Here is a 24,539-nt window from a genome sequence, read left to right on the forward strand (position 1 = left end):
GGGTGTCCGCTAGCGCAGGATGCGGGGGTTGGTACCGGGCTTGACGCCGAAGACGAAGACGCGGTCGCCGACGCGCAACAGGCGCCAGAGCGCCGCCGCGTCGGGGAGGCGGAGGTTGACGCAGCCCGCCGAGCCGCTGCTGTAGAGGTAGCGGGTCGTGCCGTGCAGGGCCTGGCCGCCGTCGAAGTACTGGGAGTACGGCATCGGTTCGTTGTCGTAGAGCCGGGAGACCTCGTGCCGGACGCGGCGGAAGATCTTGTGCCAGCCGCCGCGGGTCTCCAGCCCCTGCCGCCCGGTGCGTACGGGGATCGGCTGAAGGGCGAGCTTGCCGTCGCGGCCGGTCTGCACCCACAGGATCTGCCGGGCGAGGTCCACGCACACCACGCGGTACGTACGGCGCGGACATCCGGCGCGCGCCGCCGGGCTGGAACGGGCCTGCTGGACGAGGACCGTACGGTACGTGGCGACGTCCGCCATGCCCGTGGCGGGGATCTTGTGGCGCTGCTGGAAGGCGCGGATGGCGCGGCAGTCGGCCTCGGACTGCCGCCCGTCCACCGGGCGCTTGAGGTGCCGCTCCAGCTCGCGCTGGTAGGGGCCGGTGTCCGCGCGGCACGCCGCCACCACGGGGGACGCCTCGCGCGCCTGCGCGGGGGCGGGCAGCAGCGGGACGAGCAGGGCCGCGAGGAGGAGCGTGAGAAGGGGCAGGGCGGCGGGGGATATTCGGGCCGTGCCGGGCCTGGCGCCGGGCCGGTGCGGTGCGGTGCGCATGCTCCAGAGGTAGCGCCACGCGCCCCGTGCGACACGTCGGGCGGGGCCGGTCGGGTGTCGGGCACCGCGTCACCCGAACACCGCACGAACGTGCGCTTCCGGCGGCTGTCCGTAGCGTAGATGCTGGTCGGAGCCGGTCCGGGCTTCGCCCACGGGGTTCCACGAGAACGGGGTGTCCGGTGGCCCACAGCGCTCGCCCGGGGGACCAGCACGCGCCCGGCGGCGCCGGGACCACTGGCGCCGGTCGCTGGGCGATGCTCGCCGTACTGTGCGCCAGCCTGCTCCTGGTCGCGATGGACGCCACGATCCTCAATGTGGCGCTGCCCTCCCTCATCGACGACATGCACCCCAGCGCGCTCGAACAGCTCTGGATCATCGACGTCTACGGCCTGGTCCTCGGCGGTCTCCTCGTCTCCGCGGGAGCCGTCAGCGACCGCTACGGCCGCAAGCGCCTCTTCGTCACAGGCTTCCTGCTCTTCGGCGCCGCCTCCGTCGTGGCCGCGACGTCCACCGGCCCCTGGCAGCTCATCGCGGGGCGCGTGCTGCTGGGCGTGGGCGGCGCGATGGTCATGCCCAGCACGCTCTCCCTGATCAGGACGATCTTCCAGGACCCGAGGGAACGGACGCTGGCCATCGGCATCTGGGCCGCCGTCGCCGGAGCCGGTGCGGCCGTCGGGCCGCTGATCGGGGGCGCGCTCGTCGGCACGTTCAGCTGGTCGGCCGCCTTCTGGGTCAACGTCCCCGTCGTCGTGGTCACGGTGATCGCCGCGCTCCGCCTCCTGCCCGAATACAAGGACGCGGGGCACGGGCCGCTGGACTGGCCCGGCGCCGCGCTCTCGGTCGTCGGCGTCGTCGCCCTGGCCTGGGGCATCAAGCACGTCGCGAAGGGCAGCGCGGCACCGGCCGACGTGGCGGCCCTGGTCCTGGGCTTCGTCGTGCTGGGGCTCTTCGCCCGCCGTCAGCTGCGGCTTCCGGACCCGCTGCTGGACGTACGCCTGTTCACGAACCGCGCCTTCACCGCCGCCGCGCTCGCCACGCTGCTGGCCATGCTCGCGATCGGCGCCGCGCTCTTCCTCGTCTCGCTGTGGCTCCAGTACGTCCACGGCTACTCGCCGTTCGCCGCGGGCCTGCGCACCCTCCCCGCCGCGCTCGCCACGCTGGGCGGCTCGCTGCTCGCGCCGCGCCTGATGGAACGCGTGGGGGTGCGCGGGGTGATGGCCCTCGGCCTCACCGGGCTCCTCGCGGGCTTCCTCGTCCTCGCGCTGGCCCCGACGCCGACCACGTACCCCGTCGTCGCCATCGTCCTCGTCGCCATCGGCCTCGGCGACGGGCTCGCCATCACCGCCTCCGCGGCGACCCTGGTCTCCGCCGTCCCCGCCGAGCGCGCGGGGCAGGCCGGCGCCGTGTCCGAGACCAACTACGAGCTGGGGGTCGGCCTCGGTGTCGCCCTGCTCGGCTCCATCCACGGCGCGGTGTACGCCCGCCACATGGCCGGGCGGCCCGCCATGGCCCGCGACTCGATCGGCGGCGCCCACGAGAAGGCCGAGGCGCTGGGCGGCGTGCGGGGCGAGCAGCTGATGGCGGCGGCCCGCACCGCCTTCGACGACGCGCTCACCACCACCGCGTACGTCTCCGTCGGCATCGTCGCCGCCGTCACCCTCCTGGTCGTCGGCCTGGTCCCGCGCGGCTTCAGGGTCGACTCGGCGCACTAGCCCTCACGAGTCCGAAACAAAAACCGTTCCGAAACAATATCCGTTAGTGCTAGATTCGACGGCATGAAGAAAGTGAGCTTCGCCGAGTTCGGCGGTCCTGACGTCCTGCACCTCATCGACGCCGAGGAGCCCCACGCGGGCCCCGGTCGGATACGTATCGCCGTACGGGCGGCGGGCGTGAACCCCGTCGACTGGCGGGTCCGCGAAGGCCAGATCCTCGCCGCGCATCCACTCCAACTGCCCGCCGGGGTCGGGCTGGACGCCGCCGGGGTGGTGGACGAGGTCGGCGAGGGCGTGGCGGGGGTCGAGCCCGGGGACCCCGTGTTCGGCGAGGGCTCCAGCACCTACGCCGAGTTCGCCGTGCTCTCGCACTGGGCCCGGATGCCGGAGGGCCTCTCGTTCGAGGAGGCGGCCGGGTACCCGTCCGTGGTCGAGACCGCCCTGCGCGTCCTCCGCCAGGTCGGCGTGAGCGCCGGAGAGACGCTGCTGGTCAGCGGCGCCTCCGGGGGCGTCGGCTCGGCGGTGCTGCAGATCGCCCGCGAGCGCGGCATCACGGTGATCGGCACTGCCGGGGCGGCGAACCAGGAGTACCTGCGCGGCCTGGGCGCCCTCGCCACGACGTACGGCGAGGGCTGGGTCGAACGGGTACGGCGGCTCGGCCGGGTCGACGCGGCCCTCGACATCGCGGGCTCGGGCGTGATCCGCGAGCTGGTCGAGCTGACCGGGGACCCGGCGAAGGTCGTCTCGACCGCCGACCTCGACGCACCGAAGCTCGGCGTCCGCTTCTCCGACACCGCCGGGAGCATGCCGGACGCGCTCGCCGAGGCCGCCGCCCTGATCACGCGGGGGAAGCTCCACATCCCGGTCACGAGGTCGTACACGCTCGCCGAGGCCGCCGCCGCGCACATCGACAGCCAGGCCGGGCATACGCGCGGGCGCCGGGTCATCGTCGTCTGAGCGCCGGGGGCCGCACTCCGCGTGCGGCCCCGGCGCCTTCGCTTGCGGCCCCTCAGACCTCCAGCTGCGCTTCGATTCTGCGCAACTGGTGCCGCGCCATCGCGAGATTGGCCCGCTCGGCGTCCAGCACGAGATAGAGGAAGAGGCCGTTGCCGCTCTGCGCCTTCAGGAGGCGGATCAGGTGGTACTGGCTGTCGAGGGTGATGAGGATGTCCTCGATCCTCTCCTGGATGCCCAGGTGCTCCATCGTGCGGAGCTTGGCGCGGACGACGTCGGTGTTGCCCGCCGCCGCGACCTCCAGGTTGAAGTCCTTGCCGCCGCCCGCCGTGCCCAGCGCCATGCCGCTGGTGTAGTCGACGAGCGCGGCGGCGAGCGTGCCGTCGATGGAGTTCATCGCGTCTTTGAGAGAGGCGTCGGTGTTGGCCATGACGTGTGTCTTCCTTTTCGGTTCGTGGTGGATGTCAGGAGCTCGGGAGGTTCCGGCGGCGGCGCTCCAGCGGCGGCCGGGCGCCGGTGCGGGAGGACGCCGCCGCCGCTGCCGTGCGGGAATCGGCCGCCGTACGGGCATCGGCTCCCCGCGCGGACTCGCCGGACGCGAGGGCCTGCGTGGCGAGTTCGCCGACGCGGGCGGCGCAGCGGCGGCCTTCGAGGTGGAGACGCCCGACGTTCAGCCGGTCGTCCGCGAGGAGGGTGAGCACGGCCGAGGCTCCGGCCGCGTACGTCGCGACGTAGCCCCGCTCGCCGTGGATGAGCAGTTCGCGGAAGGTGCCGCGCCCGGCCGCCTCGTTCATCTGGTACGCCACGCTCAGCGCGGCGGCGGTGAGCGCGGCCAGGGACTCGGGTTCGGGCGGGGGCGCGTCGCCCGGCGGCGCGGCGGTGTCCTCGGCGAGGACCAGGCCGTCGACGGTGGCGACCAGGGCCCCGGCGAGCTGCGGTACGTGCGCCCGCAACCTGCCCAGCTCCTGCCGGACTTGGCGGACTTCGGCCTCGGCCGACATCAGTGCTCTCCTCTCGGCGCGTTGTCTGAAGCCGCGGATCACAGAGCCTCCAAGGCGTCTCTGAGCCTGCGCAGCAGGGCGACGTCCGGGTCGTCGAACACCGGCGGCGGGCCGTCTTCCAACGGCGCGCGCGGAACCTCCGGAGACGGCAGCGGCTGCGCCTGCTCGGGGACGGGGATGGGGACGGGGGCAGGGGCGAGGGCAGGGGCAGCGGCGGGGGCGACCAGCCCGGAAGCCGCCAGTTTGCGCAGGTCGATGAGCGTGTGGAAGGCGGGGCGGCCCAGCGCGCGGGCGATCTCGCACGCCGTACGCCCGCCGTCGGCCAGCTCCAGGACGGGCCGCCGCCGGGCGGGGACCCGCACCCCGGGCGGGCACGCCGTACGGGTCACCGGCAGGGTGTCCGTGCCCGCGTCCGGCCAGACGCGGTCGAGGAGCGAACGCCTGCGGACCGTCTCGCGCTCCACCGCTTCGGCGGGGACGGCCCGGAAGGCGCCCAGCCAGTGGCGCACCCCGTGCCGGAACCGCCCCGGGCCGCCGCCGGGCGCCAGGACGAAGAACGCCGCGTCGTACAGCGCCCCGAGCTGGCACAGCTCCAGCACCCCGCCGGGCACCCGCCCGGTCTCCACCAGGTGGCGGGCGACGGATCCGTACGGCCCCGCCTCGGCGACGGCGGCGTGCCACACCTCGTCCGGCAGGGATCCGCCGGTGGTCAGCAGGACGTCCAGGCCGGGCGCGGCCGGGCTCTCGGCGTGCGCGATCTGCCCGTCGAGGAGGAAGAGCGTGCCCCAGGCGCGGGTGAAGGCGCCGGTGGCGCGCTCGGCGGCGAGGCGGCGCAGCAGCGGCGAGACGGCCGCGGGCTCCCCCGGCGGGCGGGGTCGGCGGGAGGGGGCGACGGCGGCGGGCATCACAGCACCATCCGCGTGGCGATGTCCTCCAGCCGGATCCTGGCCATCGCCAGGTTGCCCTCGTCACGCCCCACGCACAGGTGCAGGAAGACGCTGCTGTCGAAGGCGGCGCCGACGAAGCGGAGCAGGTGGTAGCTGTCCGCGTTGGTGACGATCACGTCCTCGATCCCCGGGGACGGCGGCCCCCCGGCTCCGGGCCCGGCCACTTCCTCGGGCGGTGCGAACGTGCCGTGCTCGGCGACCATCCGGGCCACCTCGGCCGCCTCGCACGCCGACGCCTCGTGGTCCCCGCCCGGGGCGTCCCCCGCGACGCCCAACGCCAGCCCGCTGATCCAGTCGATCACCGCGGCGCTGCGGGCGCCGGGCAATCGCATGGCCTCCCCCAGGCATTCGTCGATTCCGGGCACGCTGGACTCCCCTCCCCGGGCACGGCATACGGCGACGTCCGGTACGTGTCTCCCGCGCATGACGGGGACCACCGAAAGTGACGTTGAGGCTACGCATCGAGGAATCGACCGGGTGAACTTCCCGCACTTTCCCCTGGAACATGCCAGGTCTGCATGACAGTTGATCGCCAGGCTTACGCGCCTGCCCGTTCCGGGAACGAGACTGATCACCCTTGCCCGACGGCCTGCCGTTCCGCGCAGGCACCGAACGTCGCGAGCAGACCGAGGAGCCGGGAGTCGGCCTCCTCGCCCGTGGACCGAGGGGTGAGGACGAGCGCCGCTCCGTCCCGGTGACCGCGTACCGCGGAACCGGACGGCGGGGTGTAGGCGACCAGCGGCGTACGCCTCGACTCCCCCGTCGGAGAGGGCGGGCCGACGGTGCCGGGGAGGTGGCGTCGCGCCTGCGTCAGGTTCCTCAGTACGAGCGTGACCCGGAGCCGCGACCGCGTGACCAGCGGCGCCGCCTCCGCGTCGGTCCGGGCGCGCACCGCACGCATCCCGGCACGCTCCAGCACCTGGACGAGCGCGCGCCCGAGCGCCTCGTCCTGCTCGACGACCAGGACGCGCGACGGGTGGCGGGCGCTGAGGCGCGGGGTGAGCGCGCTGAGGAACGCGGCCGGATCCGTGCCGGGCGGGTGAGGGGAGTGGGAGCGGAGCCCGTCGGCCGGGCCGGGGCAGGCGAGTCCCACGGTGAGCAGCATGGGGACGTCCGCGGAGGCGGCGGCCCCCCGCAGGGACTCCAGCGCCGCCCGGGGCACCGTGCCGCCCGGCGGATCGACGAGCAGGACGGCGGGCCGCTCACCGGCCCGCGCGTCGGCCCGCGCGCCGATGTCGTCGCCGGACCGCATCACCTCCGTACGGCAGCCGCCGCGCTCCAGGGTCCGCAGCGTGTCCGGGCCCGGATCGGGCCAGAGCAGCACGGGCCGCACGTACGCGCGGGGCGCGAGCGCGAGTTGCGGGGCGGGGTGCCGCGGGACGGAGGACGGCACGGGGCGCGGCACAACTGACGGTGCGGGGATCTTCGGTGGCGGGTCGGTCCGGGTGGCCGGAACGAGGTCGGCGCGGGGCGCGGGGCGGCTCGGCGTAACCGTCCCGCGCCGTGCGCCGAGCGGCAGTTCGACGATGTACGCGCTGCCGCCCGCCGCCTTGGACGTCCGCCGGGTGCGGACCTCGCCTCCGTGCGCTTCGACGATTCCGCGCAGGAGGGAGGTGTGCAGGGGATGGTCGTCCCCGTACGGGCCGTGGGCCTCGATCCGCACGACATCGCCGTGGCGGGAGGCGAGAACGGTGACGGGCTGCTCGGAACGGCCGTCCGGCCCCGGCCTCGTGGCCAGGTCCGTCAGCAGATGGGCGAGGGCCACGGTGAGCCGCCCGGCGTCCACCTCGGCCTCGATCGGGGGCACGCCGAGGGTGAAACGGAACCGGTCGGCGCCGGAGAGGGCGACCGCGCGGTCCAGCGCCGTGCGCAGGACACGGTCGAGCGGGGCGACGTCCTTGCGCAGGTCCGCCGCGCCGGGGTCGCCGAGGCGCTGGCAGTCGAGCACGTCCCGCACGGCGCGGGTCATCGCCGCGTGCCCGTCGGCGATCCTGCGCAGCGGCGAGGAGCCGCTCCCGGCGGACGGCGCCGCCTGCCCGGTGGCGTCCAGTTCGGCGAGCGTCCGCGCCAGCGGGCCGTGCAGGACGAGGTGGTCGAGGGCGGCCAGGAGTTGCGCGTGCCGCGCGGCCAGGCGGTCGTTCGCCCGGTCGGGCCGGTCGGCCTCCTCGGTGCGCCGTGCGGTCGGGCGGAGGGCGCTGAAGGTCATCACCGCCCCGATGATGTGCTGCCCTTCGCGTACGGGCGCGGTGGTCAGGTCGACGGGGAGACGCGTGCCGTTCCGCGTCCACAGGGTCTGCCCGCGCACCCGGTGCTTGCGGCCGGAGGCAAGCGTGTCGGCGAGCGCGGACTCCTGGCGGGGCAGCGGATGCCCGTCCTGGCGTGAGTGCAGGATCAGTTCGTGCAGGTCCTGCCGGTCGAGGTCGGGGGCGCGGTGGCCGAGAAGCCGCGCGGCGGCCGGGTTGACCATGACGCACCGTCCGGCGGTGTCCGTGCCGATGACGCCCTCGGTGGTGGCGCGGAGGATCGTCTCGGTCTGCCGCCTCCAGCGTGCCAGCTCCGCCTCGGCCGCCCGGGCCGCGGTGCTCTCGTGCACGGCGAGGACCAGGGTCCCGTCGCCCGCGCCCGGGAGCTGACCGTCTTCGAGGTACGTGCTCGCCACCTCGGCGGTGAACTCGGCGCCGTCCGTCCGCCGCGCCGCCATGCGCACCGGCGTCGCCCGCCGGTGTCCCCCGCCTCCCCGGGGCGGACGCGGAACCCGCCCCGCGTCGAACCCGGGGAGCACGTCGAGGAGTTCACGCCCGGGAAGCGGCGCGTCCGACCCCTCGAACATGGCCAACGCCGGCGCATTGGCGCTGACGATCGTGCCGTTGGCGTCGACGAGCAGGACGCCCTCCACCAGCGCGTCCCACAAGGCGGGAAGAGGGCCCGCTTCTCGGAGAGTTCCCCCGTTCACCGCGACACTTCCTTTCACAACTCGGCGACGACCAGGAGCCTATCCAGGAGAGGTGAGTGGTGACGCCATCCAGAGCGTGTGAGCGGGCTTCTTAGGGATTCCTTAAGGAGTTCATCAGGCTTCCCTGAGCTTCCACGTGATCGACTCTCCAGAAAGCAATTCCAGAAGAAGAAGGGGGGCGGGGGAGATGGTCGCCCAGCCGCCGAATCCGGTGTTCGGAAAGGTGACATGGGGCGCCGATGAGACCGGCGCGGGCGTCCGCCAGGAGGACGTGACCCTCTTCGACGGGACACGCACCGGATCGTCGGCGCCGCCGTCACCGACGCCGACGCCGACCCCGACGCCGACCCCAACGGCGACCCACGCGGATCCCGCGGCCCGCACCCGTCCCCGCACCCGCTTCCGTGTCCCGCATCCGCTGGGGCTGTTCGTGACAATCATGGTCGTGGGCGTCGCCGCCTCGGCGGTGGTGTACGCGGCCACGCACGCGTCCTCGCACGTCGACGGCCCGTCGCCCACCCCCGCCGAGCCGTTGCCGTCGACCACGGCGCCCGCGCGCCCGGCGCCGTCCGCCCCCGCGAAGGCCCCGCCGCCTCGCTCGTCCCCCGTCGACGAGAAGGCGCTGTCGCCCGGTGACCGGGGCCACGCGGTGGCGGAGCTGCAACGGCGGTTGCGGCAGGTGCGGTTCTACCCGGGGCGGATCGACGGCACCTATTCCGCGGCCGTCGAGGTGGCCGTCCGGAGATTCCAGAGTGCGCGGAGCATCAGCGCGACGGGCACCTACGGTCCGACCACGCGAGCCGTGCTGGAAAGGGAGTCCGACTGACCGCGCCCCTCTCCCTCCGCGCCGCTCATGAACTGCTCATGGACCGCTTAAGAAAGAGGAAAGAGTTCCTCAGGAGCCCTCTCCCCTGCCGTCAATTCTCTCTCCCGCCCTCGCGAAAGGGCGCCCGAATGATCCTCTAGGATGCTCGAATGCCACGAGAACCACGTCCGCGACTGGTGTCCGTCGGAGCCTGGATTCTGGCCACCGGCGCGGCCGTGGCCCTCTCCTGTTTCGGCGTCTACGGCGTACTCCTGAACACGGGATACGACCCCCCGGTCGCCCTTCCCGTGGAAGAGCCGACGCCGAATGCCGCACCGCCTCACGGCCCGCGCACGTCTTCCACGCACCGCCCCGGATCCCCCGCCTCCCCCTCCCCCGTCCCGTCGTCGCCCTCTCCTTCCCCGAAGAAGTCGGAGCGGGCCGGGAATCCCGAGCGACGCCTCAATTCCCCTGCCCCGGACGCGCATTCCGCACCCTCGCCCACGCGGCGCCCCACCCGGAATCCGAAACCCGCGGACGGCGCGGTGAAGGGCGCGACGGTGCCGGGCGGACGGGCCGTCTTCGACATGGGGAGGAATTCCGCGACCCTCGTCTCGGCGACGCCAGAGGCGGGCTGGAAAATGCGCGTCTGGGATTCCGCCACGTGGATCCGGGTGACCTTCACCAAGGGCGGCTCCTCCGCGACGGTCTTCTGCCGCTGGGACGACTCCGCGCCCCGCATCGAGACCTACAGCGAGTAAGCACACAGGGGGCAGCGCACAGCTGGCGTCGCACGGCCGGTCGCCCCGGGAGGCGACCGGCCTCGTCGCTCTACGCGGAGCGGCGCTTGCGGGCGAAGGCCACGAGGCCACCGCCCAGGACGACCACGGCGGCCGCGATCCCGACGAGCGTCGGGGTGTTGCTGGAGGAACCGGTCTCGGCCAGGTCCGCACCGCCGCCCGGCCGCGGCTCGGCGGCCGGGGCGCTGCTGGAGGTCTCCGGCGAGCTCGGCGCGGCGCTGGTGGGCGCACTCGGCGGGGTCTCGGAGGGCTCAGAGGGCTCAGCGGGCTCGGAGGGTTCGGAAGTCTCCGACTCGCTCGGCGACGGCGAGGGCGACTCGCCCTCGCACACCGGCGAGCTCTTCGCGTCCTCCCACGAGAACTTGTCGTCGTCCCCGGCCGTCACCTTGACGCTGACCGGAAGCTCCTTGCTGTGCTCCGGCAGGTCGATCTTCTTGTGGAACTCGCCCTTGAAGGACGTGTCCACCAAGGACTCGTCACCCGCCGTGACGCTCAGCGAGTTGTCGTGCTCGGCGCTGTAGCCCGTCAGATCGACCGAGACCGCGGAGCAGTCCACCGACCAGTCCTTGCTGTGGGCCTGGGCGGGAGTCGCGGCTATCGCCGTGCCGAGGAAAGCCGCCGCCCCCGTCGCCACGATCGCCGTCGACCGCTGCCACCTTCGGCGCATTGCTGTCATGTTCTTCCTTCCGGGAGAGAAATTGTGCCTACCGTCGGGAGTTTAGTCAGCGGGATTCTTAAGGGAGGCTCAGTCATCCCTTAAAGATTCCTGGTCAGCATCTTGTTTCAGGGGCCAACCAGGTTGCGCGCATTAGGATTTCGAGCACCGGACAGAACCACGCGGCACAGGAGAGAAAAGTGAACAGCGCGATGCGCCAAGCAGAAGTGGACGCCGACGGCGGGGCCGAGGTGATGCGCATTCCCCCGGGCGGCGGCGTCTCGGAGGTGAGCGCGTGCGGATACTGCGGGCGGCAGATCTCCCAGCCGACGGGCTGGGGCTGGCAGGCGTTCTGCACCGACAACGGGGGCGCCTGCGAACGCGCGTCCGCCGCGCAGCGCGACCGGAACCGCCACGCCCCCGGCCTGACGGGCCAGGTCGCGCTCGTCTGGGACATCGTCGAGCAGTTGCAGCACGCGGGCGAGAACCTCGCGGTCTCCCTCACCTCGGGGCTCAGCGCGGCCGGGGTCGAGCAGGCTCTCGCACGACAGCGCGCGGAGTCCGCCGCCGAGGTCGCCTCGGCCCACGCGGACCGCGAGGCGGCGCGCGAGGAGACCGCGCGGGCATGGGAGCAGGCGGCGGAGGCCACCCGGCACGCGCACGACCAGGAGCAGGCCAACGACCTGCTGACCGAGAGCAACGAGCAACTGCGCGCGGACCACACGCATCTGACGGAGCGGCAGGAGGAGGCCGCCCGGACCGCCCAGGAGGCGTCGGCACGCGCGGCACAGGCGCTCTCCGAGCGTGACCATCTCGTCCAGCAGGTGCAGAGCCTGGGCACCGCGCTCGAAGAGGCACGCGTCGAGGCGGCCGCCGCCCGCTCACGGGTCGGCGAGCTGCAGACCGCCGTACAGGTGAGCCAGGGCGAGGCCACGGCCGCGCAGGGTGAACTCGCCCACACCCGGGAGCAGTTGGCGGCGGCCCAGGAGGAGTCCCGGCTCCACGAGGCCGCCGCGCAGGAGGCGAGGGACACCGCACGCGGGACCGAGAGCGCCCGTAAGCAGCTCGAATCGGACGCGGCCCAGCTCCGCCAGGCCCACGCACAGGTGCGCGGCGAGCTGAACCAGGCCCTGGTGGCCGCCGAGGACGCCGCCACCGCCGGGACCGAGGCACGGCAGCTCCTCCAGGAGGAGCGGACGCACGGTCAGGAGCTCCAGCGGACGATCAGCGAGAGGCAGGCGGCGCTGGCCGCGCTCACCACCGAGCTCGAAGCCGCCCGCGCCGAGGCCGAACGGGCCCGTGCCCAGATCGACCAGATCACCCGCCAGGCCATGGCCACGGCCTGAGCGACCGCCGTCACCGCCTCACCCGAGCGACGGAACAGCGGCAGAACAGCGCCACAGCAGCGGCCGAACAGCGACAGGACAAGGAACGACACCGACGTGGAAACCGACCGCCTCTCCGTGCACACAGTCATGACCCCGGGCTCGACCGTGCCGGGCGGAGCCCTGACCGGAGAGGTGACCCTCGTCAGCGAGGGCACCCACCGCACCGTCGACCTCGTGGCTCTCGAACTCACCGCCGACGCCCCGGCCCGGAACAGCACGGCGGTCCTCCACCACCTCGCCGTCGGCGGTCCCTTCGAGCTGGGCGCCGGAGAGCCCCACGTGGTGCCCTTCGCGTTCACCGTGCCGCACGGGACGCCGTTCACCGAGTGGTACGGGCAGCCGGTGGGCGTGACCGTGGGGGTACGGGCACGGGTGCGGACGGCGGGGGCCGACAGGACGAGCGCGCGGGTGCTCGTGAGCGTCCGGCCGCTGCCCGCGCAGGAAGCCGTGCTGACGGCCCTCGACCGGCACGGCTTCGGCTGGTCCTCCGCGGACCTGAGCCCCGTGCCGCGAAACGGTGGGCACGCCGCCCCCGTCGCCCAGCGTGTCGAGTTCACCCCGCCCCCGCGCTACGGGCCCCACCTCGACAGCGTCGCGGTCATCTTCCTCGCCCGTGATGATGAGCACCGCCCCTGTGTCCCCGGCTGTGTCCCCGGCGCGCTCGACGTCACGCACGCGCGTGTGCCTCTTGCACGCGCCCCCACGCTGACCCACCATGGCCTCACGAACCAACGGTAGGAAGCCACGTCACAGCTCCCACGGCCCTCCCCAGGAAGAGAGACCGCCATGCGCGCCGCAACGGTATCCAGCTTCGGTGGTCCCGAGGCCGTCGACGTCGTCGAGCTCCCGGTGCCCGAGCCGGGTCCGGGGCAGGCGAGGGTCAAGGTGGCCGCCGCCGCGCTCAACCCGGTGGACGCCGCGATGCGGGCGGGCGCCTTCGGCGGCGACGGGGAATGGATCGGCCTCGGCTGGGACGTCGCGGGGACCGTGGACGCCGTCGGGGACGGGGCCGAAGCGCTCTGGTCGGCCGGCGACCGCGTCATCGGGCTGGCCACCGGCCACCACAGGCCCCTGGGCACCCACGCCGAGTACGCGGTGCTCGACGCGGAAGCCCTCGCCCCCGCGCCCACCGAGCTGGACGACGTGCAGGCCGCGACGCTCCCCCTCAACACACTCTCGGCCCTCCAGGCGCTGGGCCTCCTGGGCCTGCGCGCCGGGCAGAGCCTCCTGGTCACCGGCGCGGCGGGCGGCGTCGGCACCCACACGGTGGAGCTGGCGCGGCTGCACGGGCTGCGGGTCACGGCGCTCGCCTCCCCGGGGGACGAGGAGTTCCTCGCCTCCCGGGGCGCCGACCGCTTCCTCCCCCGCACCTCGGCTCCGGAGCCTGCCGCGTTCGACGGGGTGCTCGACGCCGCCGTCCTCGGCGACGACGCGCTCGCCGCGGTCGCGGACGACGGCGCCTACGTCGGCGTATGGCCCGGCCAGGAGCCCGGGGCCGAGCGCGGGATCCGGGTCGCGGCACTGGACGTACGCGCGGACGGCGCGCAGCTCAACGAGCTGGCCCGGCTGGCCGACCAGGGCGTGCTGCTGCCCCGCGTCGCGCGCACGTACCCGCTCGGGGAAGCCGCAGCGGCCCACGCCCACCTGGCCGCTCCCGGCGTGCGCGGGCGCCTGGTCCTCGTCCCCTGAGTCCCTCGAAGCTCCTCAGCAGGCGAACTCAGCCGCGTGCCATGGCGATCACGCCCTCCAGCCGCTCCCCCGCCTCGTAGATCATGTACGGCACTCCCCTGTCGGTGCCGAAGGACGGCGCGGCGGAGCGGCCGTTCTCCGGTGCCGGGCTCCGCGAGTCGTAGAAGACGCCGAGGTGCTCGCGGCGCGCGAAGTCGGTGCCGACCTCGGTGATCAGGACGTTGCCGCCGCTGCCCTTGTCGGTGTGGTAGACGACGTACGTACGGCCGTCACGCGTCAGCAGATGCGCCCCGGAGACGTCGGAGGCGCCGACCTCGGCGTGGTCGATCAGCGGCTCGGGGTCGAACTTCCACGTGCGGCCGTCCGCCGACCAGCCCCAGCCGATGTCACGGTGGTTGGAGGCGTCGTTGCGCATGAAGAGCATGACGTAGCGGGCGTCCCGGCCGGGCAGCGCGTACGGGAAGACGCGGGCGTACGAGGCCTCGGTGGTCCCCTTGGGCAGCATCGCGGTGGTGAGCACGGCGCGGTCGTACGTGAAGTGGACGCCGTCCTTGGAGCGGGCGAGGCGGGTCGTGGTGTTCTCGCCGTGGAAGTACAGCCACATCTCGCGCCGTTCGGCGTGCCACATCACGTGCGGGGACGAGACGTGGCTGACGGAGTAGTGCGGCTTCCAGACGTTGCCGACGACCGGGTTGCGCGGATACTCGGTGAACGGCCCCTCCAGCGAGTCGCCGTAGGCGAGGCAGATGCCGCCGGGCTTGTCGTGCGGGGCGTAGTAGAGGTAGTAGCGGCCCAGCGGCTCCGGGAGTCTGTCGTAGACCCCGCGTACGCAGGGGAAGATGATCTCTCCGGTGGGGTTGTACTTGAGGTCGCCCGGCTTCAGCAGGGTGCGCACGTGCCGGTAGTCGGGGAAGCCTCCGGGGGCCGAGGCCGAAGTCGAAGCCGATGCCGTGCCCGGCGTGCCGAGGCCGAGGAGGGTGCCCCCGGCGGCGGCGGTGGCCGTGGCCGTGGCGTTGCGCAGGAAGCGGCGGCGGTCGAGTGTCATGAACGTGCTCCCTTCCAGGGGGTGTTCCGGATCGGTGGAGCCGTGGGATCGGGACCGGATGGGTTCAGAGCCGGGTGGCCGCGGTGACGACCAGTCCGCCGAGCGCGACGCACCACACGTACGGCAGGGTGCGCAGCATGACCTGCTGCGGGCTGACCCCGGCGTACTGCGCCGCCCATACGGTCTGGGTGCTGGTCGGGTCGGCGACGCCGAAGATCTGGTTGTACGAGGCGGTCAGCCCCAGCACGGCGGCGGCCGGGTAGACACCGGCGGAGATGAGGACGCCCGCGATGCCCGCGCCCAGTCCGTAGACGTTGAGCGGCCCGCGGTACAGGCACAGCGGCGCCAGCAGCGTGAAGACGACGACGAACGCGGCGGGGTGCCCCGGGCTGACGGCCTTGACCAGCGGGTCGAGCGCCTCGACCGCGCCGGGCAGCTTGACGGCGGCCAGCAGGATGCCGATCGCCACGAAGAGCGTGATGGGCGGGGCCGCGACCTCGAACCCGGAGTACAGGGTGCGCAGCAGCCGCTTGTTCATCTCGCGCGGGCGGGTGGTGGCCACCAGCGCGTAGAGGACACCGGCCAGCATCGAGGGGATGATCGCCAGTTCGAAGCCGAGCGCGAGGACGAGCGGGACGGCGGGCGCGAGCAGCGCGTACCAGGGTGCGTCGCCCAGCCGCCGGGAGCGCCCGCGCCGCCGGTCGCCGTCGCCGTCGTCGGCGGGCCGCTTGTCGAGGTCGGCCAGCGACCAGGTGTGCTCGACGCCCCGGCGGCGGGTCTCGACGAGGACGTAGAGGACGGCGAAGACGGCGGCGAACGGGAAGAGCCGCAGCATGAACGACTTCACCGTGTCCAGCGGCAGTTCGAGCGCGGTGGAGAAGAACTGCCACACCGGCAGCTCGAACGGCATGCCCGCCGCGATGCCCATCAGGATGGTCCCGGCCGCCGTCGTCTTCGGCACGCCGACGGCGATCATCGCGGGGATGCCGATGATGCCCGCCATCATGGCGGCGGGCGCGGAGCCCGTGACGGTGCCGACGAGCGCGGAGACGGCGAGCACGCCGAGCGCGACGACGGTGGGCCGGTCGCCGCCGAACTCCACGATCTTCCGTACGAGGGTGCTGGCGATGCCGGTCTCCTCCATCAGCTTCCCGAGCCAGGAGCCGATCAGCACGGCGAGCATGGTCGAGGCCAGCGCCACCGAGCCCTCTTCGAGCACCGTGTCGAGGAGGCTGTTCTTGCCGGTGAGCGGCGCCCCGGCGACGAGCGCGACGGCCACGCCCAGCAGTACGAGCGCGAAGGCGGTGGGCAGCTTGCGGGCGAGCATCAGCCCGACGCCCGCCAGCATGATCAGGATGATGACGATTCCCATGGCGGGCCTCAGTCCTCTTCGAGGGCACGGACCGCGCGCGCGAGCGCGGCGGTGAGCAGGAGGGGGGTGCGGCCCAGGCCGCAGCGGGCCGCGGCGTAGCCGTGCGCGGCGAGTTCGTCGGCGCCCGCGACGTGGCCGGTCATCCGGTGCCGCCCGAGGCGGAGCGCCGTGTGCCCGAGGCGCTCGCGCAGCGCGCGGCGCAGCGTCCGGTCGCCGTGCAGCAGGCAGTGCGCCTCCTCGTGCGCGAGCGCCGCGCGGCGCACCGCGCCCACAGGGAACCACTCCCGCCACCCCAGCAGTCCGACGACCTCCTCGCCGAGCGCGAGGGTGTCGGCGTACAGCTCGACGGCGGGCGCGGGCCGCGACACGTAGCGGGCGAGCAGCAACCGCTCGACCCCGCCCTCGCGTTCGACGACCCGAGGCGTGCCGTGCCCCGCGCGCGGCTCCGCGTACGGGCCCGCGGGCCCCTCGTACGGCCCCTCGGCGGCGGCCAGTTCGGTCCCGAACGCGGTCGCCGCCTCCGCCCAGCGCAGCAGCCGCGCCGGGTCGCGGTTCTCGTGGGTGGGGGTGCGGGCCAGCAGGCGGGCGCCGAACTCGGCGTCGTCCAGGGCCGCCAGCTCCGCACACGCCGCGCGGAACGCGGTGCGGCGGGCGGGGGAAAGCGCCAACTCCCCGGTCGCCGGGCTCATGCGCGGGCCTCCAGGACCGCGACCACCGGTTCGTCCCCGGCGCGGGAGCGCAGTTCGCTGCGGGCGAGGGCCAGCAGCGGCTCGGCGTCGAGCACCCCGGAGAGGTCGGCGATGCGCGAGCCGAGGAGCAGCCGCAGCGCGGGGGCGCGGACGCCGCCGTCGCCGTACGTGGTGGACTCGCGGATCAGCTCCGCCAGCACCTCCGGGGCCTGGGCCGCCGTGGTGGTCGCGATGCGGGCGTCGGCGGCGTGCAGCCGTACGACGCCGTCGGCGTCGAGGACCCGGACCGGGTGGCGGGAGCGGCGGAAGCGGCGGCGCAGTTCGGTGCCGTAGACGGTGTGCGCGGGGGTCGCGGCCAGGACATCGACGGCGGCGGGGTCGGTCTTGAGGCTGGCCGCGGCGGCCGAGAGGCGCTCGGCGTCGTCGGCGCGGTGGGCGCGGTCCTGGGTGCGCAGCTCGGTGGCGCCGGTGGCGATGGCCCGTACGGTGTTGGTCTGCGGGTCGACGGTGACCTCGACCTCGACCGCCGCGGGCGCCGCGCCCTGGGCGACGACGGCGGCCTCCGCGTCACCCCGTACGCCGAGGATCTGCTCCTGCGTGGCGCCGGGGATGATCCGTTCGATCTGCTCCCGTACGAGCGCCATCGCGACGCCGATGGGGCTGATGACCTCGCTGTGTTCGGCGATCCGGCCGGTGAGCCCCATGGCGGCGGCCAGGTGCGGGGTGACGGACGCGGCGCCGCCTCCGCCGCCGACGAGGACGGCCGCGTCGCGGTCGAGCCGGTAGTCGCGGACCATCGCGTCGACGACCTCGCGCACCTGCCGCACGCCCGCGTCCAGGATCCGCGTCGCCGCCCCCTCGACGTCCGTGCCCAGCGCCTCCGCCAGCGGCGCCAGCGCCGTACGGGCCACGGCCGGGTCGCAGGCGGCGAAGTCGCCCTCGGGGACCCGGCCCAGCGCGTTGGCCGCGCAGGTCATGGTGAGCGCGAAGCGCCCGCCGTCGGCGTCCAGGACCGCGTAGTCCCCGGGGTCGCCGTCGAGCGGGCTCGCGGTGGCGAGCCGCGCGCCCTCCAGATCCTCGGGCTTGGCGTAGCAGGCGTACGGCAGTCCGGCGATGTGCGCGCTGCGCGGTCCGACGGCGTGCACCGTGCGGCGCGGACCACCGCCCGCGCCGCCCGCACCGCCCGCACCGCCCAGCCGCACCATCGAGCCGCCGCCGACGCCGACCGTACGGACGTCGAGCGCGGAGAGGTAGGAGGGCTTGCCGAGGATCGTGGCGTGCCGGACGGCGACCTTGCCGCGCCGGATGACGCTGATGTCGGTCGAGGTGCCGCCGGTCTCCAGGAACACGCCCTCGCTGACCCGTTCGCGCATCAGCGCCCCGGCCACTCCGGCGGCCGGTCCCGACAGCACGGTCAGCAGCGGGCGCCGCCGCATCTCGGCCAGCGACATCACGCCGCCGTCGCAGCGCATCACCATCAGCGGCGCGGTCACCCCGGCGGCGGCGATGCTGGAGTCCACCAGGTCGGCGGTGGCCAGCATCTTCGGCAGGATCGCGGCGTTGACGACGGCGGTACGGGTGCGCTTGCGCAGTCCGTAGAGCGAGGTGATCTCGTGCGCGGCGGTCATCGGCAGCCCGTACGGGCGTGCCGTCTCGATCACCGCCTCCTCGCCGTCCGGCAGGTCGACGCTGAACGGCTCGCTGGCGACGAGCACTTCGGCCCCGGCGGCGGCGACCTGTTCGACGGCGGCGCGGACGGCGGCGGAGTCGCCGGGGTCCTCGATGTGCGCGTAGTGCAGCGGGAACCGTTTGCCGGGGACGAGTTCGAGGCGGGCGAGCCCCGCGAGGCGCCTGGTCGGCAGGGCGCCGGGGCCCGTGCCGATGCCGAGGAGGCCGACGGGCGCCACGTCGCCCTCCAGCAGCGCGTTGGTCGCCTGGGTGGTGCCGTGCGCGAGGAACGCGACGTCGTCGGGGTCGCACCCGACGTGCTGCAGCAGCCGGTCCAGCGCCTCGACGATGCCGTGCGCGACGCCGTCGGCGTGGTGGTGGCTGGTGGGGACCTTCACCTGGGCGACGAGCTCCAGCGTGGCCGAGTCGACCGCCACGGCGTCGGTGAAGGTCCCGCCCACGTCGATGCCGACGCGGATGCGGTGCGGTGCCATAGGGGAACACCTCCTTGTGTTCTGCGGAATGGCGCCGGTGGCGCCGGTGGCGCCGGTGGCGCTAGTAGCCGCGTACGTCGGGCCAGTGACGCTGCACGCCCGCCCGGTCGAGCACGCGGGCGAACTCCTCGAACCGCTTCTCCTCCGCCTGCACCTGGTGCGGCTGGACGCCCTCGTCCAGGCAGTGCGCGGCGAGGGCGCCGGCGGCCTCGCCGACGTTCCACTCCACGGGGTGGAGGCGGTAGCAGCCGTTGGTGATGTGGGTGGTGCCGAGGTTCTTGCCGCCGGGCAGCAGATTGCGCACCCGGCGCGGCACGAGCGCGCCGAGGGGGATCTCGAACGGCACCGAGCCGATGTCGACGTAGTTGTCCCCGCCGGTCGACGGGTGCAGGTCGATGCGGTAGCCGCCGACGCCCACCGAGTCGCGGTGCCGGGTCCCGCCGTACGGCCCGACGAGGTCGATGGCGACGTCGTGCTCGGTGACGGTGGTGACGGCCTTGACGCGGCGGGCCTCGCGTACGTACGCGGACTTGGCGAGGCCGTCGGCGGTGCCCGTGACCTCGGGGCGGAGCCGCAGCCCGGGGAAGCCGGTGCCGCCGTCGGGGCGCGGGGCCTCGGTCTGCAGCCAGTACAGGACGGACCGCGACAGCTCCCGGGCCCCGGCGAGCGCGGCACGCCCTGTCTCCTCGCCCGCGCCGACGAGGGGCTTGAGCCAGTAGTCGTTGAGCGGCCAGTTGACGAGCGTGACGTCGGAGTCGAAGGCGCCGGGCCTGAAGAGCCTGCGGGCGAGGATGCGGCGGAACCCCCACAGCTCCTTGTCGCCCGCGTCGGCGCTCTGGTCGGCGGTCACATCGAGCGGGTCCACGTCCGGGTTGGGCGCGAAGGTGCGCTCGACGGGCGCGAGGGAGCGCGGGTCGGGGGCGAGGAATCCGAGCAGCGGGCCGGGCCAGAAGGCGGGGCGGTACGAGCGCCAGAAGGCGTAGTCGTCCGGCCGGTCGGCGGTGTGGTCCTCGCCCTCGTGGTGGGAGAGCGCGAAGCAGACGGTGATGCCCTGCTGGTTGAGCGGGTCGGCGGCCTCGGGTGCGTGCGGCTCGTCGTACTCGGCGCGGGCCTCGGCGCCCAGCCCGTACTCGACACCGGCGAGTTCGAGCAGCTCGCCGGTCTCGGTGGCGTCGATGACGTACGGCGCGGTGAGGGTGCGCCGGGCGCCGTCGCGTACGTCCTCGACGGTGACGGCGCGTACGGCGTCCCCGTCGGTCTCGGCGCCGACGGGCCGGTGCTCGGTGAGCACGGTGAGCCGTCCGGCGGCGCGGTGCGGGGCGAGCATCGCCTCCAGCACGGCGAGCGCGACGCGCGGCTCGTGGCACAGCTTGCTGACGCGCCCGGCGCCCGGGTTGAGCCGCGACAGCCCGGCGGCCTCGGAACGCAGCGGATACCAGCGGCGGTAGTGGTCGCGGATCTCCTCGCGCAACGCCCGGTACGAGGCGGTCACGCCGAACTCCTCGACCCAGGGGTGCTCGTCGGGCGGCACGGCCTGGGCGGTGAGCTGACCGCCGATCCAGTCGGTCTCCTCGGTGAGGACGGCCGTACGTCCGGCGCGGCAGACGCTGAGCGCCGCGGCCACGCCGCCGAGGCCGCCGCCCACGATGAGGACGTCGCACTCGGCGGGGAGGACAGAGGGGTGGGACATGAGGGTGCGTGCTCCTTGCTGGGTGTCGTACGGGCGGATGGGGTGGGTCGATCAGGCGTGCTCACATGCCGGGCGGAGGTCCCGCCGTGCGCCCGGCGCGGAAAGCGCAGGCGACCAACGGCCGCGCGTCCGGCTCGCCCTCCGTCAGCAGGGCGGTGAGCGTGCGTACGGCGGCGGCGCCCAGTTCGGCACGGGGGATCTCGAAGCCGGTGGGTTCGGGCCGTCCGGCGAGGTCGGCGGGCGGCGAGCCGAGGAGCGCGAGCGAGACGTCGGCGGGCGCCGAGAGCCCGGCCCCTTCCACGGCGGTGAGCAGGGCCCGCCAGGCGGCGCCGGTGTCCGTCTCCTCCGCGACGAAGGCGGTGACGCCCTCGTCGCGCCGCGCGCGCACCCACTCCGGGGTGATCCCGGACGCCGGTTCCGCCACCCGCACGACGGGCTCGGCACCGCCCGGCGGACCGGCGAGACCCGCCTCCGCGAGCGCGGTACGGAAGCCGCGCTCGCGGTCGGTGGAGGCGGGCGCGTCGTCGTCCTCGCGGACGAGGACGACCCGGCGGTGGCCGAACGCGGCGAGGCGCCGTACGACCTCCGCGCTGGCGTCCACGTAGTCCGCGCCGACCCAGGCCAGGCCCGAGAGTTCGTCGCGGCGGCCGATGTGCACGGCCGGGTAGCCGTCGTCGACGAGGCGGCGCAGCGCGTCGGCGGGGACGTGGCGCCCGAGGAAGAGACAGCCGTCGGCGAGCCGCACCCGCTCCAGCGCGCCGCCGGGGCTGGACCCGGTGAAGAGCACCAGGTCGAAGCCGCGCGCCGCGGCCTCCTGCTCCACGCCGACGAGGAACGGGTAGTACGAGTGCTCCACCGCCGTCGGGAAGGTGCCGGTGAAGCTGAAGACGCCCAGCAGGTTGTTCCGGGCGGCGGCCAGCCGCCGTGCCGCGGGGTCGGGCACGTACCCCAGCTCCCGCGCCGCCTCCAGGACCCGTTCACGGGTCTCGGCGTGCAGCGCGATCCCCTGCTTGTTGCCGCCGAGCACGAGCGAGACCGTCGTCTGCGAGACCCCGGCGAGCCGCGCGACCTCGGCCTGCCGCGGCCGCCCCCGCCGCCCCGTGCTCGTGACGACGCGCTGCGGACGATTCTCGGCCATGATCGACTCCTCCACTAATACGCATTAGTCCCCGACATCGAGGAAGGGGTGGGGTGCTAATGCGAATTAGCCAGCACTGTGCCGCCGTGCGACAGTGCTGGTCAAGGGTCTTCACGGGCTAATACGGACTAATACGTCAGCGGCCGGAGTGGCCGGTTGCGGGGTCATCCGCGACATGGCGGGGCGCGCACGCGCGGGGCACCATGAGATTCCCCGATCCCCTCCGCACCGGAGGCTCGCCATGGGGCACGGCTCCCGCTGGGCGCTGACAGTGCTGGCCACCTTGGCCACCTTCGGCGCGCTGTGGATCGGGATCACCGAGCTCGCCGCCGCAGGCGACGAGGCCGCCCTCGCGCTGGCTTCGACGGCGAGCGCAGCCATCCTCAGCGCAGGAGGCTGGTACGCGGCACGCGATCCCCAACGACCGGGCCCCGCACCGACTCCGTTACCGGACCGCCCACTGATTCAGGGCACCCTGCCCCGGGAACCACTCGCCTTCCAGAAGCGCGAGCATCTCCTCAAAGGCATCGAGAGCACAATGCGGCTCCGCGGCCCCACGCCTGTCTGCGCCCTGGTCGGAGGTCGCGGCGTCGGTAAGACTCAGCTCGCCGGAGCGTACGCGCGTGCGCGGCTCGCCGCCGGGTGGCAGGTCGTCGTCTGGATCGTCGCGGAGGATCACGGCCAGATCGTCGCGGGCCTCGACGCGCTGGCCGAGGCAGTCGGAGTCAAGGACGGCATCCAGGACGCCCACCTCTCCGCTCTCGCGGCCCGTCGATGGCTGGAGCGGCTACGGGAACCGGCTCTCCTGGTCCTCGACAACGTCACCAGCCCCGACGAGGTGGGGAACTGGCTGCCGCGCACCGGGTCGGCCCACACACTGATGACGAGCACATCGCGCTCCGTGGGTCACCTCGCGGCCACGGTGGACGTCGGGGTGTTCTCACCTGGTGAGGCGGACGCCTTCCTGCGCTCGCGCGGGGGCGTGGACGGCGGCGCGGAGTCCGAGGAACTGGCCGCCGAACTGGGGCACTTGCCGCTGGCCCTCGGCCAGGCCGCATGGCTGATCCGAATCCAGGGGCTGAGCGTGGCGGCGTACCGGGAACGCTTCCACCGGTTCCGGGCGAGTCAGGTCATGCCGCGGGTGCCCGGCGAACCGTATCCGGCCGGGGCGGCCGAGGCACTGCTTCTCGCCGCCGCTCACGCCGAGACAGGTGAGGGCGCGCCGACCACCCGCCGCGTGGTCGAACTCGTCTCGCTCCTGTCCCCCTCCGGCGTGCACCGTGCCCATCTCCACGCCATGATCACGGACCGCGAATCCTCCGAGATCGACGCTTCGATCGGCCGCCTCACGGAATCGTCGGTGGTCACCCTCACTCTGAACGGGGACGCCATCGTCATGCACCGGCTGGTGCAGCGCATCGTCCGCGACCGGCTGCTCCATGAGGGCCGACTCGGAGTCCGGGTGGACGAGGCCGCCACTGCCCTTGGCCGTCTGATGCCCGACCCGCGCGGCGGCGACCCACTGCGCGACGAGACGGACCAGCGCATCGTCGACCACGTCCTCGCCCTGTGGGGAGCAGCGGAGCCACTCGATGACGACGCCCGGCGCGGACTGCTGAGTCCACGCCGCGCCGTGGTGGGGCTGCTCGTCAGGCACGGAGAGCTGAACCGCGCTTGCGGTGTGGGCAGGGAGATCCTGGCAGATCACGAACGCCTCCTCTCGCCCCTGTCAGACGATGCGCTCCAAGCGTTGTCGGCTCTTCGAGACGCATGTCTCATAGCTGATCAGGACCAACAGGCGGTCGAACTGAGCGGTCTGAAAGTCGAGCGACTTCGGAGCGTGAACGGCCCGGACAGCCTTCACACCCTCGCCGCCGTCAACGCACTGGGATATTCGCTCGAAAAAGTGGGCCGACTCGACGAGGCGCTGTCGCTCCATGCGCAGAATCTGGCCGATTGCCTGCGAGTGAACGGTGATTTCGACAAGATTGCCCTGATGGCGCAGATCAATATCGCCAGCACATTGAGGTCCATGGGCAATGACCGACAAGCGCTCCCCCTGTTCGAGAAGAACCTGGCCGACAACGAGCGCACCTTGGGCCCCGATCACGATTCGACGCTCAACGCACGGGGCGAACTGGCCCGCATGTACGAACGAGTAGGCCGTCACGCCGAATCCCTCGCCCTGTATGAAGTCGTCCTACGGGATCTGCACCACCGGCACGGCAGTCCCCAAGGGCACGAACTCCTCTGGTGGGGGCGGTATCAGGCACTCGCCGTGCAGGGCGCGGGTCGTACCCGCGAAGCCGTGGAACAACTGGAATCGCTACTGGAGGGCGGCGTGCGAAGCCTCGGCGCACATCACCCGGAGACGATATGCGTGCGCCTCTTCCTGGCGCGCGCCCAGCTCGCAGCCGGAAGGCCCTCCGCCGCCCTCGCCCTCTTCCGGCAGTGCGTGACCGACCGGGAACGCGTCCTCGGGCCGGACAACAGGCGCACCCTCAACGCACGCCGCAATCTGGGGCTCGCCCACCTCGCCACGGGCAGGCCTTCGCGCGCGGTCACCTGTCTGCGTCCGCTCCTCGCCGACTACGAGCGCGTCCTGGGGCCGGGCCACCCCTATACGGAAGGCGCGCGCCGCGACCTCGACCGCGCGATGTCCCACCCCAGACCGGCCCTTGCACTCTTCCCCTCTCGTGCTCGCGGGGTCCCACCCGGGTCCGGACGCTGACCTGGTGATCCAGCCCCGTACCGTGGGCGGCGTCGGAGTG

21 protein-coding genes are annotated in these 24,539 nt (G+C 73.6%); 8 read left to right on the forward strand and 13 right to left on the reverse strand.

Going from position 1 to position 24,539, the window contains the following annotated elements:
- Positions 1 to 9: 9 nt before the first annotated feature.
- The gene (locus ACGF3A_RS28185; protein ID WP_393733142.1) at positions 10 to 768 is read right to left on the reverse strand and encodes a L,D-transpeptidase family protein; all 759 of its coding nucleotides are present in this window, start codon (positions 766 to 768) and stop codon (positions 10 to 12) included.
- A 179-nt stretch (positions 769 to 947) separates the two neighbouring features.
- Here ACGF3A_RS28185 and ACGF3A_RS28190 point away from each other — a divergent pair, with 179 nt between their 5' ends.
- Positions 948 to 2,480: an MFS transporter gene (locus ACGF3A_RS28190; RefSeq protein ID WP_393733143.1), complete on the forward strand. Its 1,533-nt coding sequence runs from the start codon at positions 948 to 950 to the stop codon at positions 2,478 to 2,480.
- Between the two features lie 63 nt (positions 2,481 to 2,543).
- Positions 2,544 to 3,437 carry an NADP-dependent oxidoreductase gene (locus tag ACGF3A_RS28195; protein ID WP_393733144.1) on the forward strand — a complete coding sequence of 298 codons (894 nt, stop codon included), beginning with the start codon at positions 2,544 to 2,546 and terminating at the stop codon, positions 3,435 to 3,437.
- A gap of 52 nt (positions 3,438 to 3,489) precedes the next feature.
- On the opposite strand, the gene ACGF3A_RS28200 is transcribed toward ACGF3A_RS28195, so the two are convergent.
- The 5 genes from ACGF3A_RS28200 to ACGF3A_RS28220 all read right to left on the reverse strand — a co-directional run bounded on the left by ACGF3A_RS28200 (position 3,490) and on the right by ACGF3A_RS28220 (position 8,335).
- Complete coding sequence (locus tag ACGF3A_RS28200) at positions 3,490 to 3,864, reverse strand: hypothetical protein (protein WP_393733145.1); 375 nt, start codon at positions 3,862 to 3,864, stop codon at positions 3,490 to 3,492.
- Positions 3,865 to 3,898: 34 nt separating this feature from the next.
- Positions 3,899 to 4,435 carry a roadblock/LC7 domain-containing protein gene (locus ACGF3A_RS28205; protein WP_393733146.1) on the reverse strand — a complete coding sequence of 179 codons (537 nt, stop codon included), beginning with the start codon at positions 4,433 to 4,435 and terminating at the stop codon, positions 3,899 to 3,901.
- Positions 4,436 to 4,473: 38 nt separating this feature from the next.
- Entirely contained in the window at positions 4,474 to 5,340 is an 867-nt protein-coding gene (locus tag ACGF3A_RS28210; RefSeq protein WP_393733147.1) for a transcriptional regulator, read from the reverse strand.
- Positions 5,340 to 5,747, reverse strand: coding sequence for a hypothetical protein (locus ACGF3A_RS28215; protein WP_393733148.1), 408 nt, complete (start codon positions 5,745 to 5,747; stop codon positions 5,340 to 5,342). Before ACGF3A_RS28215 ends, ACGF3A_RS28210 begins: the two co-directional genes overlap by 1 nt.
- A 206-nt stretch (positions 5,748 to 5,953) precedes the next feature.
- The gene (locus ACGF3A_RS28220) at positions 5,954 to 8,335 is read right to left on the reverse strand and encodes a PAS domain-containing protein (protein WP_393733149.1); all 2,382 of its coding nucleotides are present in this window, start codon (positions 8,333 to 8,335) and stop codon (positions 5,954 to 5,956) included.
- Between the two features lie 187 nt (positions 8,336 to 8,522).
- Between ACGF3A_RS28220 and ACGF3A_RS28225 the strand changes: the two genes are divergently transcribed.
- Together ACGF3A_RS28225 and ACGF3A_RS28230 are read left to right on the forward strand one after the other, a co-directional pair.
- Positions 8,523 to 9,161: a peptidoglycan-binding protein gene (locus tag ACGF3A_RS28225; protein ID WP_393733150.1), complete on the forward strand. Its 639-nt coding sequence runs from the start codon at positions 8,523 to 8,525 to the stop codon at positions 9,159 to 9,161.
- Between the two features lie 524 nt (positions 9,162 to 9,685).
- The gene (locus ACGF3A_RS28230) at positions 9,686 to 9,901 is read left to right on the forward strand and encodes a hypothetical protein (protein ID WP_393733151.1); all 216 of its coding nucleotides are present in this window, start codon (positions 9,686 to 9,688) and stop codon (positions 9,899 to 9,901) included.
- Between the two features lie 70 nt (positions 9,902 to 9,971).
- Here the strand turns inward: ACGF3A_RS28230 and ACGF3A_RS28235 are convergent, their stop codons facing one another.
- Positions 9,972 to 10,616, reverse strand: coding sequence for an LAETG motif-containing sortase-dependent surface protein (locus tag ACGF3A_RS28235; RefSeq protein ID WP_393733152.1), 645 nt, complete (start codon positions 10,614 to 10,616; stop codon positions 9,972 to 9,974).
- Positions 10,617 to 10,795: 179 nt separating this feature from the next.
- Between ACGF3A_RS28235 and ACGF3A_RS28240 the strand changes: the two genes are divergently transcribed.
- From ACGF3A_RS28240 to ACGF3A_RS28250, 3 genes are all read left to right on the forward strand, one after another.
- Positions 10,796 to 11,941 (forward strand): hypothetical protein, encoded by a 1,146-nt coding sequence (locus ACGF3A_RS28240; protein WP_393733153.1) that lies wholly within the window; start codon positions 10,796 to 10,798, stop codon positions 11,939 to 11,941.
- Positions 11,942 to 12,037: 96 nt separating this feature from the next.
- The gene (locus ACGF3A_RS28245; RefSeq protein WP_393733154.1) at positions 12,038 to 12,721 is read left to right on the forward strand and encodes a sporulation protein; all 684 of its coding nucleotides are present in this window, start codon (positions 12,038 to 12,040) and stop codon (positions 12,719 to 12,721) included.
- Between the two features lie 48 nt (positions 12,722 to 12,769).
- Positions 12,770 to 13,672, forward strand: coding sequence for an NADP-dependent oxidoreductase (locus ACGF3A_RS28250; RefSeq protein ID WP_393733155.1), 903 nt, complete (start codon positions 12,770 to 12,772; stop codon positions 13,670 to 13,672).
- A 28-nt stretch (positions 13,673 to 13,700) separates the two neighbouring features.
- On the opposite strand, the gene ACGF3A_RS28255 is transcribed toward ACGF3A_RS28250, so the two are convergent.
- From ACGF3A_RS28255 to ACGF3A_RS28280, 6 genes are all read right to left on the reverse strand, one after another.
- Positions 13,701 to 14,717, reverse strand: a complete 1,017-nt coding sequence (locus tag ACGF3A_RS28255) for a hypothetical protein (RefSeq protein ID WP_393733156.1) — start codon at positions 14,715 to 14,717, stop codon at positions 13,701 to 13,703.
- A 64-nt stretch (positions 14,718 to 14,781) separates the two neighbouring features.
- Positions 14,782 to 16,089, reverse strand: coding sequence for a TRAP transporter large permease subunit (locus tag ACGF3A_RS28260; RefSeq protein ID WP_393733157.1), 1,308 nt, complete (start codon positions 16,087 to 16,089; stop codon positions 14,782 to 14,784).
- A gap of 8 nt (positions 16,090 to 16,097) precedes the next feature.
- A complete protein-coding gene (locus ACGF3A_RS28265; protein ID WP_393733158.1) occupies positions 16,098 to 16,778 on the reverse strand; it encodes a hypothetical protein in 681 nt (226 codons plus the stop codon).
- Positions 16,775 to 18,940, reverse strand: a complete 2,166-nt coding sequence (locus tag ACGF3A_RS28270; protein WP_393733159.1) for a hydantoinase/oxoprolinase family protein — start codon at positions 18,938 to 18,940, stop codon at positions 16,775 to 16,777. The genes ACGF3A_RS28265 and ACGF3A_RS28270 overlap by 4 nt, the downstream gene beginning before the upstream one ends.
- Positions 18,941 to 19,001: 61 nt before the next feature.
- Positions 19,002 to 20,630 carry an FAD-dependent oxidoreductase gene (locus tag ACGF3A_RS28275; RefSeq protein WP_393733160.1) on the reverse strand — a complete coding sequence of 543 codons (1,629 nt, stop codon included), beginning with the start codon at positions 20,628 to 20,630 and terminating at the stop codon, positions 19,002 to 19,004.
- 61 nt (positions 20,631 to 20,691) lie between these two features.
- Complete coding sequence (locus ACGF3A_RS28280; RefSeq protein WP_393733161.1) at positions 20,692 to 21,768, reverse strand: LacI family DNA-binding transcriptional regulator; 1,077 nt, start codon at positions 21,766 to 21,768, stop codon at positions 20,692 to 20,694.
- A 241-nt stretch (positions 21,769 to 22,009) separates the two neighbouring features.
- On the opposite strand from ACGF3A_RS28280, the gene fxsT reads away from it, so the two are divergent.
- Positions 22,010 to 24,499, forward strand: coding sequence for an FxSxx-COOH system tetratricopeptide repeat protein (gene fxsT, locus ACGF3A_RS28285; RefSeq protein ID WP_393733162.1), 2,490 nt, complete (start codon positions 22,010 to 22,012; stop codon positions 24,497 to 24,499).
- The last annotated feature ends 40 nt before the right edge of the window (positions 24,500 to 24,539 follow it).

Source organism: Streptomyces sp. NPDC048172, from assembly GCF_043202595.1.
Taxonomy (GTDB): domain Bacteria; phylum Actinomycetota; class Actinomycetes; order Streptomycetales; family Streptomycetaceae; genus Streptomyces.

Bases quoted from the DNA above. Each gene is read 5' to 3' on its own strand.
- ACGF3A_RS28185 (WP_393733142.1), bottom strand. From the start codon at position 768: ATGCGCACCGCACCGCACCGGCCCGGCGCCAGGCCCGGCACGGCCCGA.
- ACGF3A_RS28195 (WP_393733144.1), top strand. From the start codon at position 2,544: ATGAAGAAAGTGAGCTTCGCCGAGTTCGGCGGTCCTGACGTCCTGCAC.
- ACGF3A_RS28200 (WP_393733145.1), bottom strand. From the start codon at position 3,864: ATGGCCAACACCGACGCCTCTCTCAAAGACGCGATGAACTCCATCGAC.
- ACGF3A_RS28205 (WP_393733146.1), bottom strand. From the start codon at position 4,435: ATGTCGGCCGAGGCCGAAGTCCGCCAAGTCCGGCAGGAGCTGGGCAGG.
- ACGF3A_RS28210 (WP_393733147.1), bottom strand. From the start codon at position 5,340: ATGCCCGCCGCCGTCGCCCCCTCCCGCCGACCCCGCCCGCCGGGGGAG.
- ACGF3A_RS28225 (WP_393733150.1), top strand. From the start codon at position 8,523: ATGGTCGCCCAGCCGCCGAATCCGGTGTTCGGAAAGGTGACATGGGGC.
- ACGF3A_RS28235 (WP_393733152.1), bottom strand. From the start codon at position 10,616: ATGACAGCAATGCGCCGAAGGTGGCAGCGGTCGACGGCGATCGTGGCG.
- ACGF3A_RS28250 (WP_393733155.1), top strand. From the start codon at position 12,770: ATGCGCGCCGCAACGGTATCCAGCTTCGGTGGTCCCGAGGCCGTCGAC.
- ACGF3A_RS28255 (WP_393733156.1), bottom strand. From the start codon at position 14,717: ATGACACTCGACCGCCGCCGCTTCCTGCGCAACGCCACGGCCACGGCC.
- ACGF3A_RS28260 (WP_393733157.1), bottom strand. From the start codon at position 16,089: ATGGGAATCGTCATCATCCTGATCATGCTGGCGGGCGTCGGGCTGATG.
- ACGF3A_RS28265 (WP_393733158.1), bottom strand. From the start codon at position 16,778: ATGAGCCCGGCGACCGGGGAGTTGGCGCTTTCCCCCGCCCGCCGCACC.
- ACGF3A_RS28270 (WP_393733159.1), bottom strand. From the start codon at position 18,940: ATGGCACCGCACCGCATCCGCGTCGGCATCGACGTGGGCGGGACCTTC.
- ACGF3A_RS28275 (WP_393733160.1), bottom strand. From the start codon at position 20,630: ATGTCCCACCCCTCTGTCCTCCCCGCCGAGTGCGACGTCCTCATCGTG.
- ACGF3A_RS28280 (WP_393733161.1), bottom strand. From the start codon at position 21,768: ATGGCCGAGAATCGTCCGCAGCGCGTCGTCACGAGCACGGGGCGGCGG.
- fxsT (WP_393733162.1), top strand. From the start codon at position 22,010: ATGGGGCACGGCTCCCGCTGGGCGCTGACAGTGCTGGCCACCTTGGCC.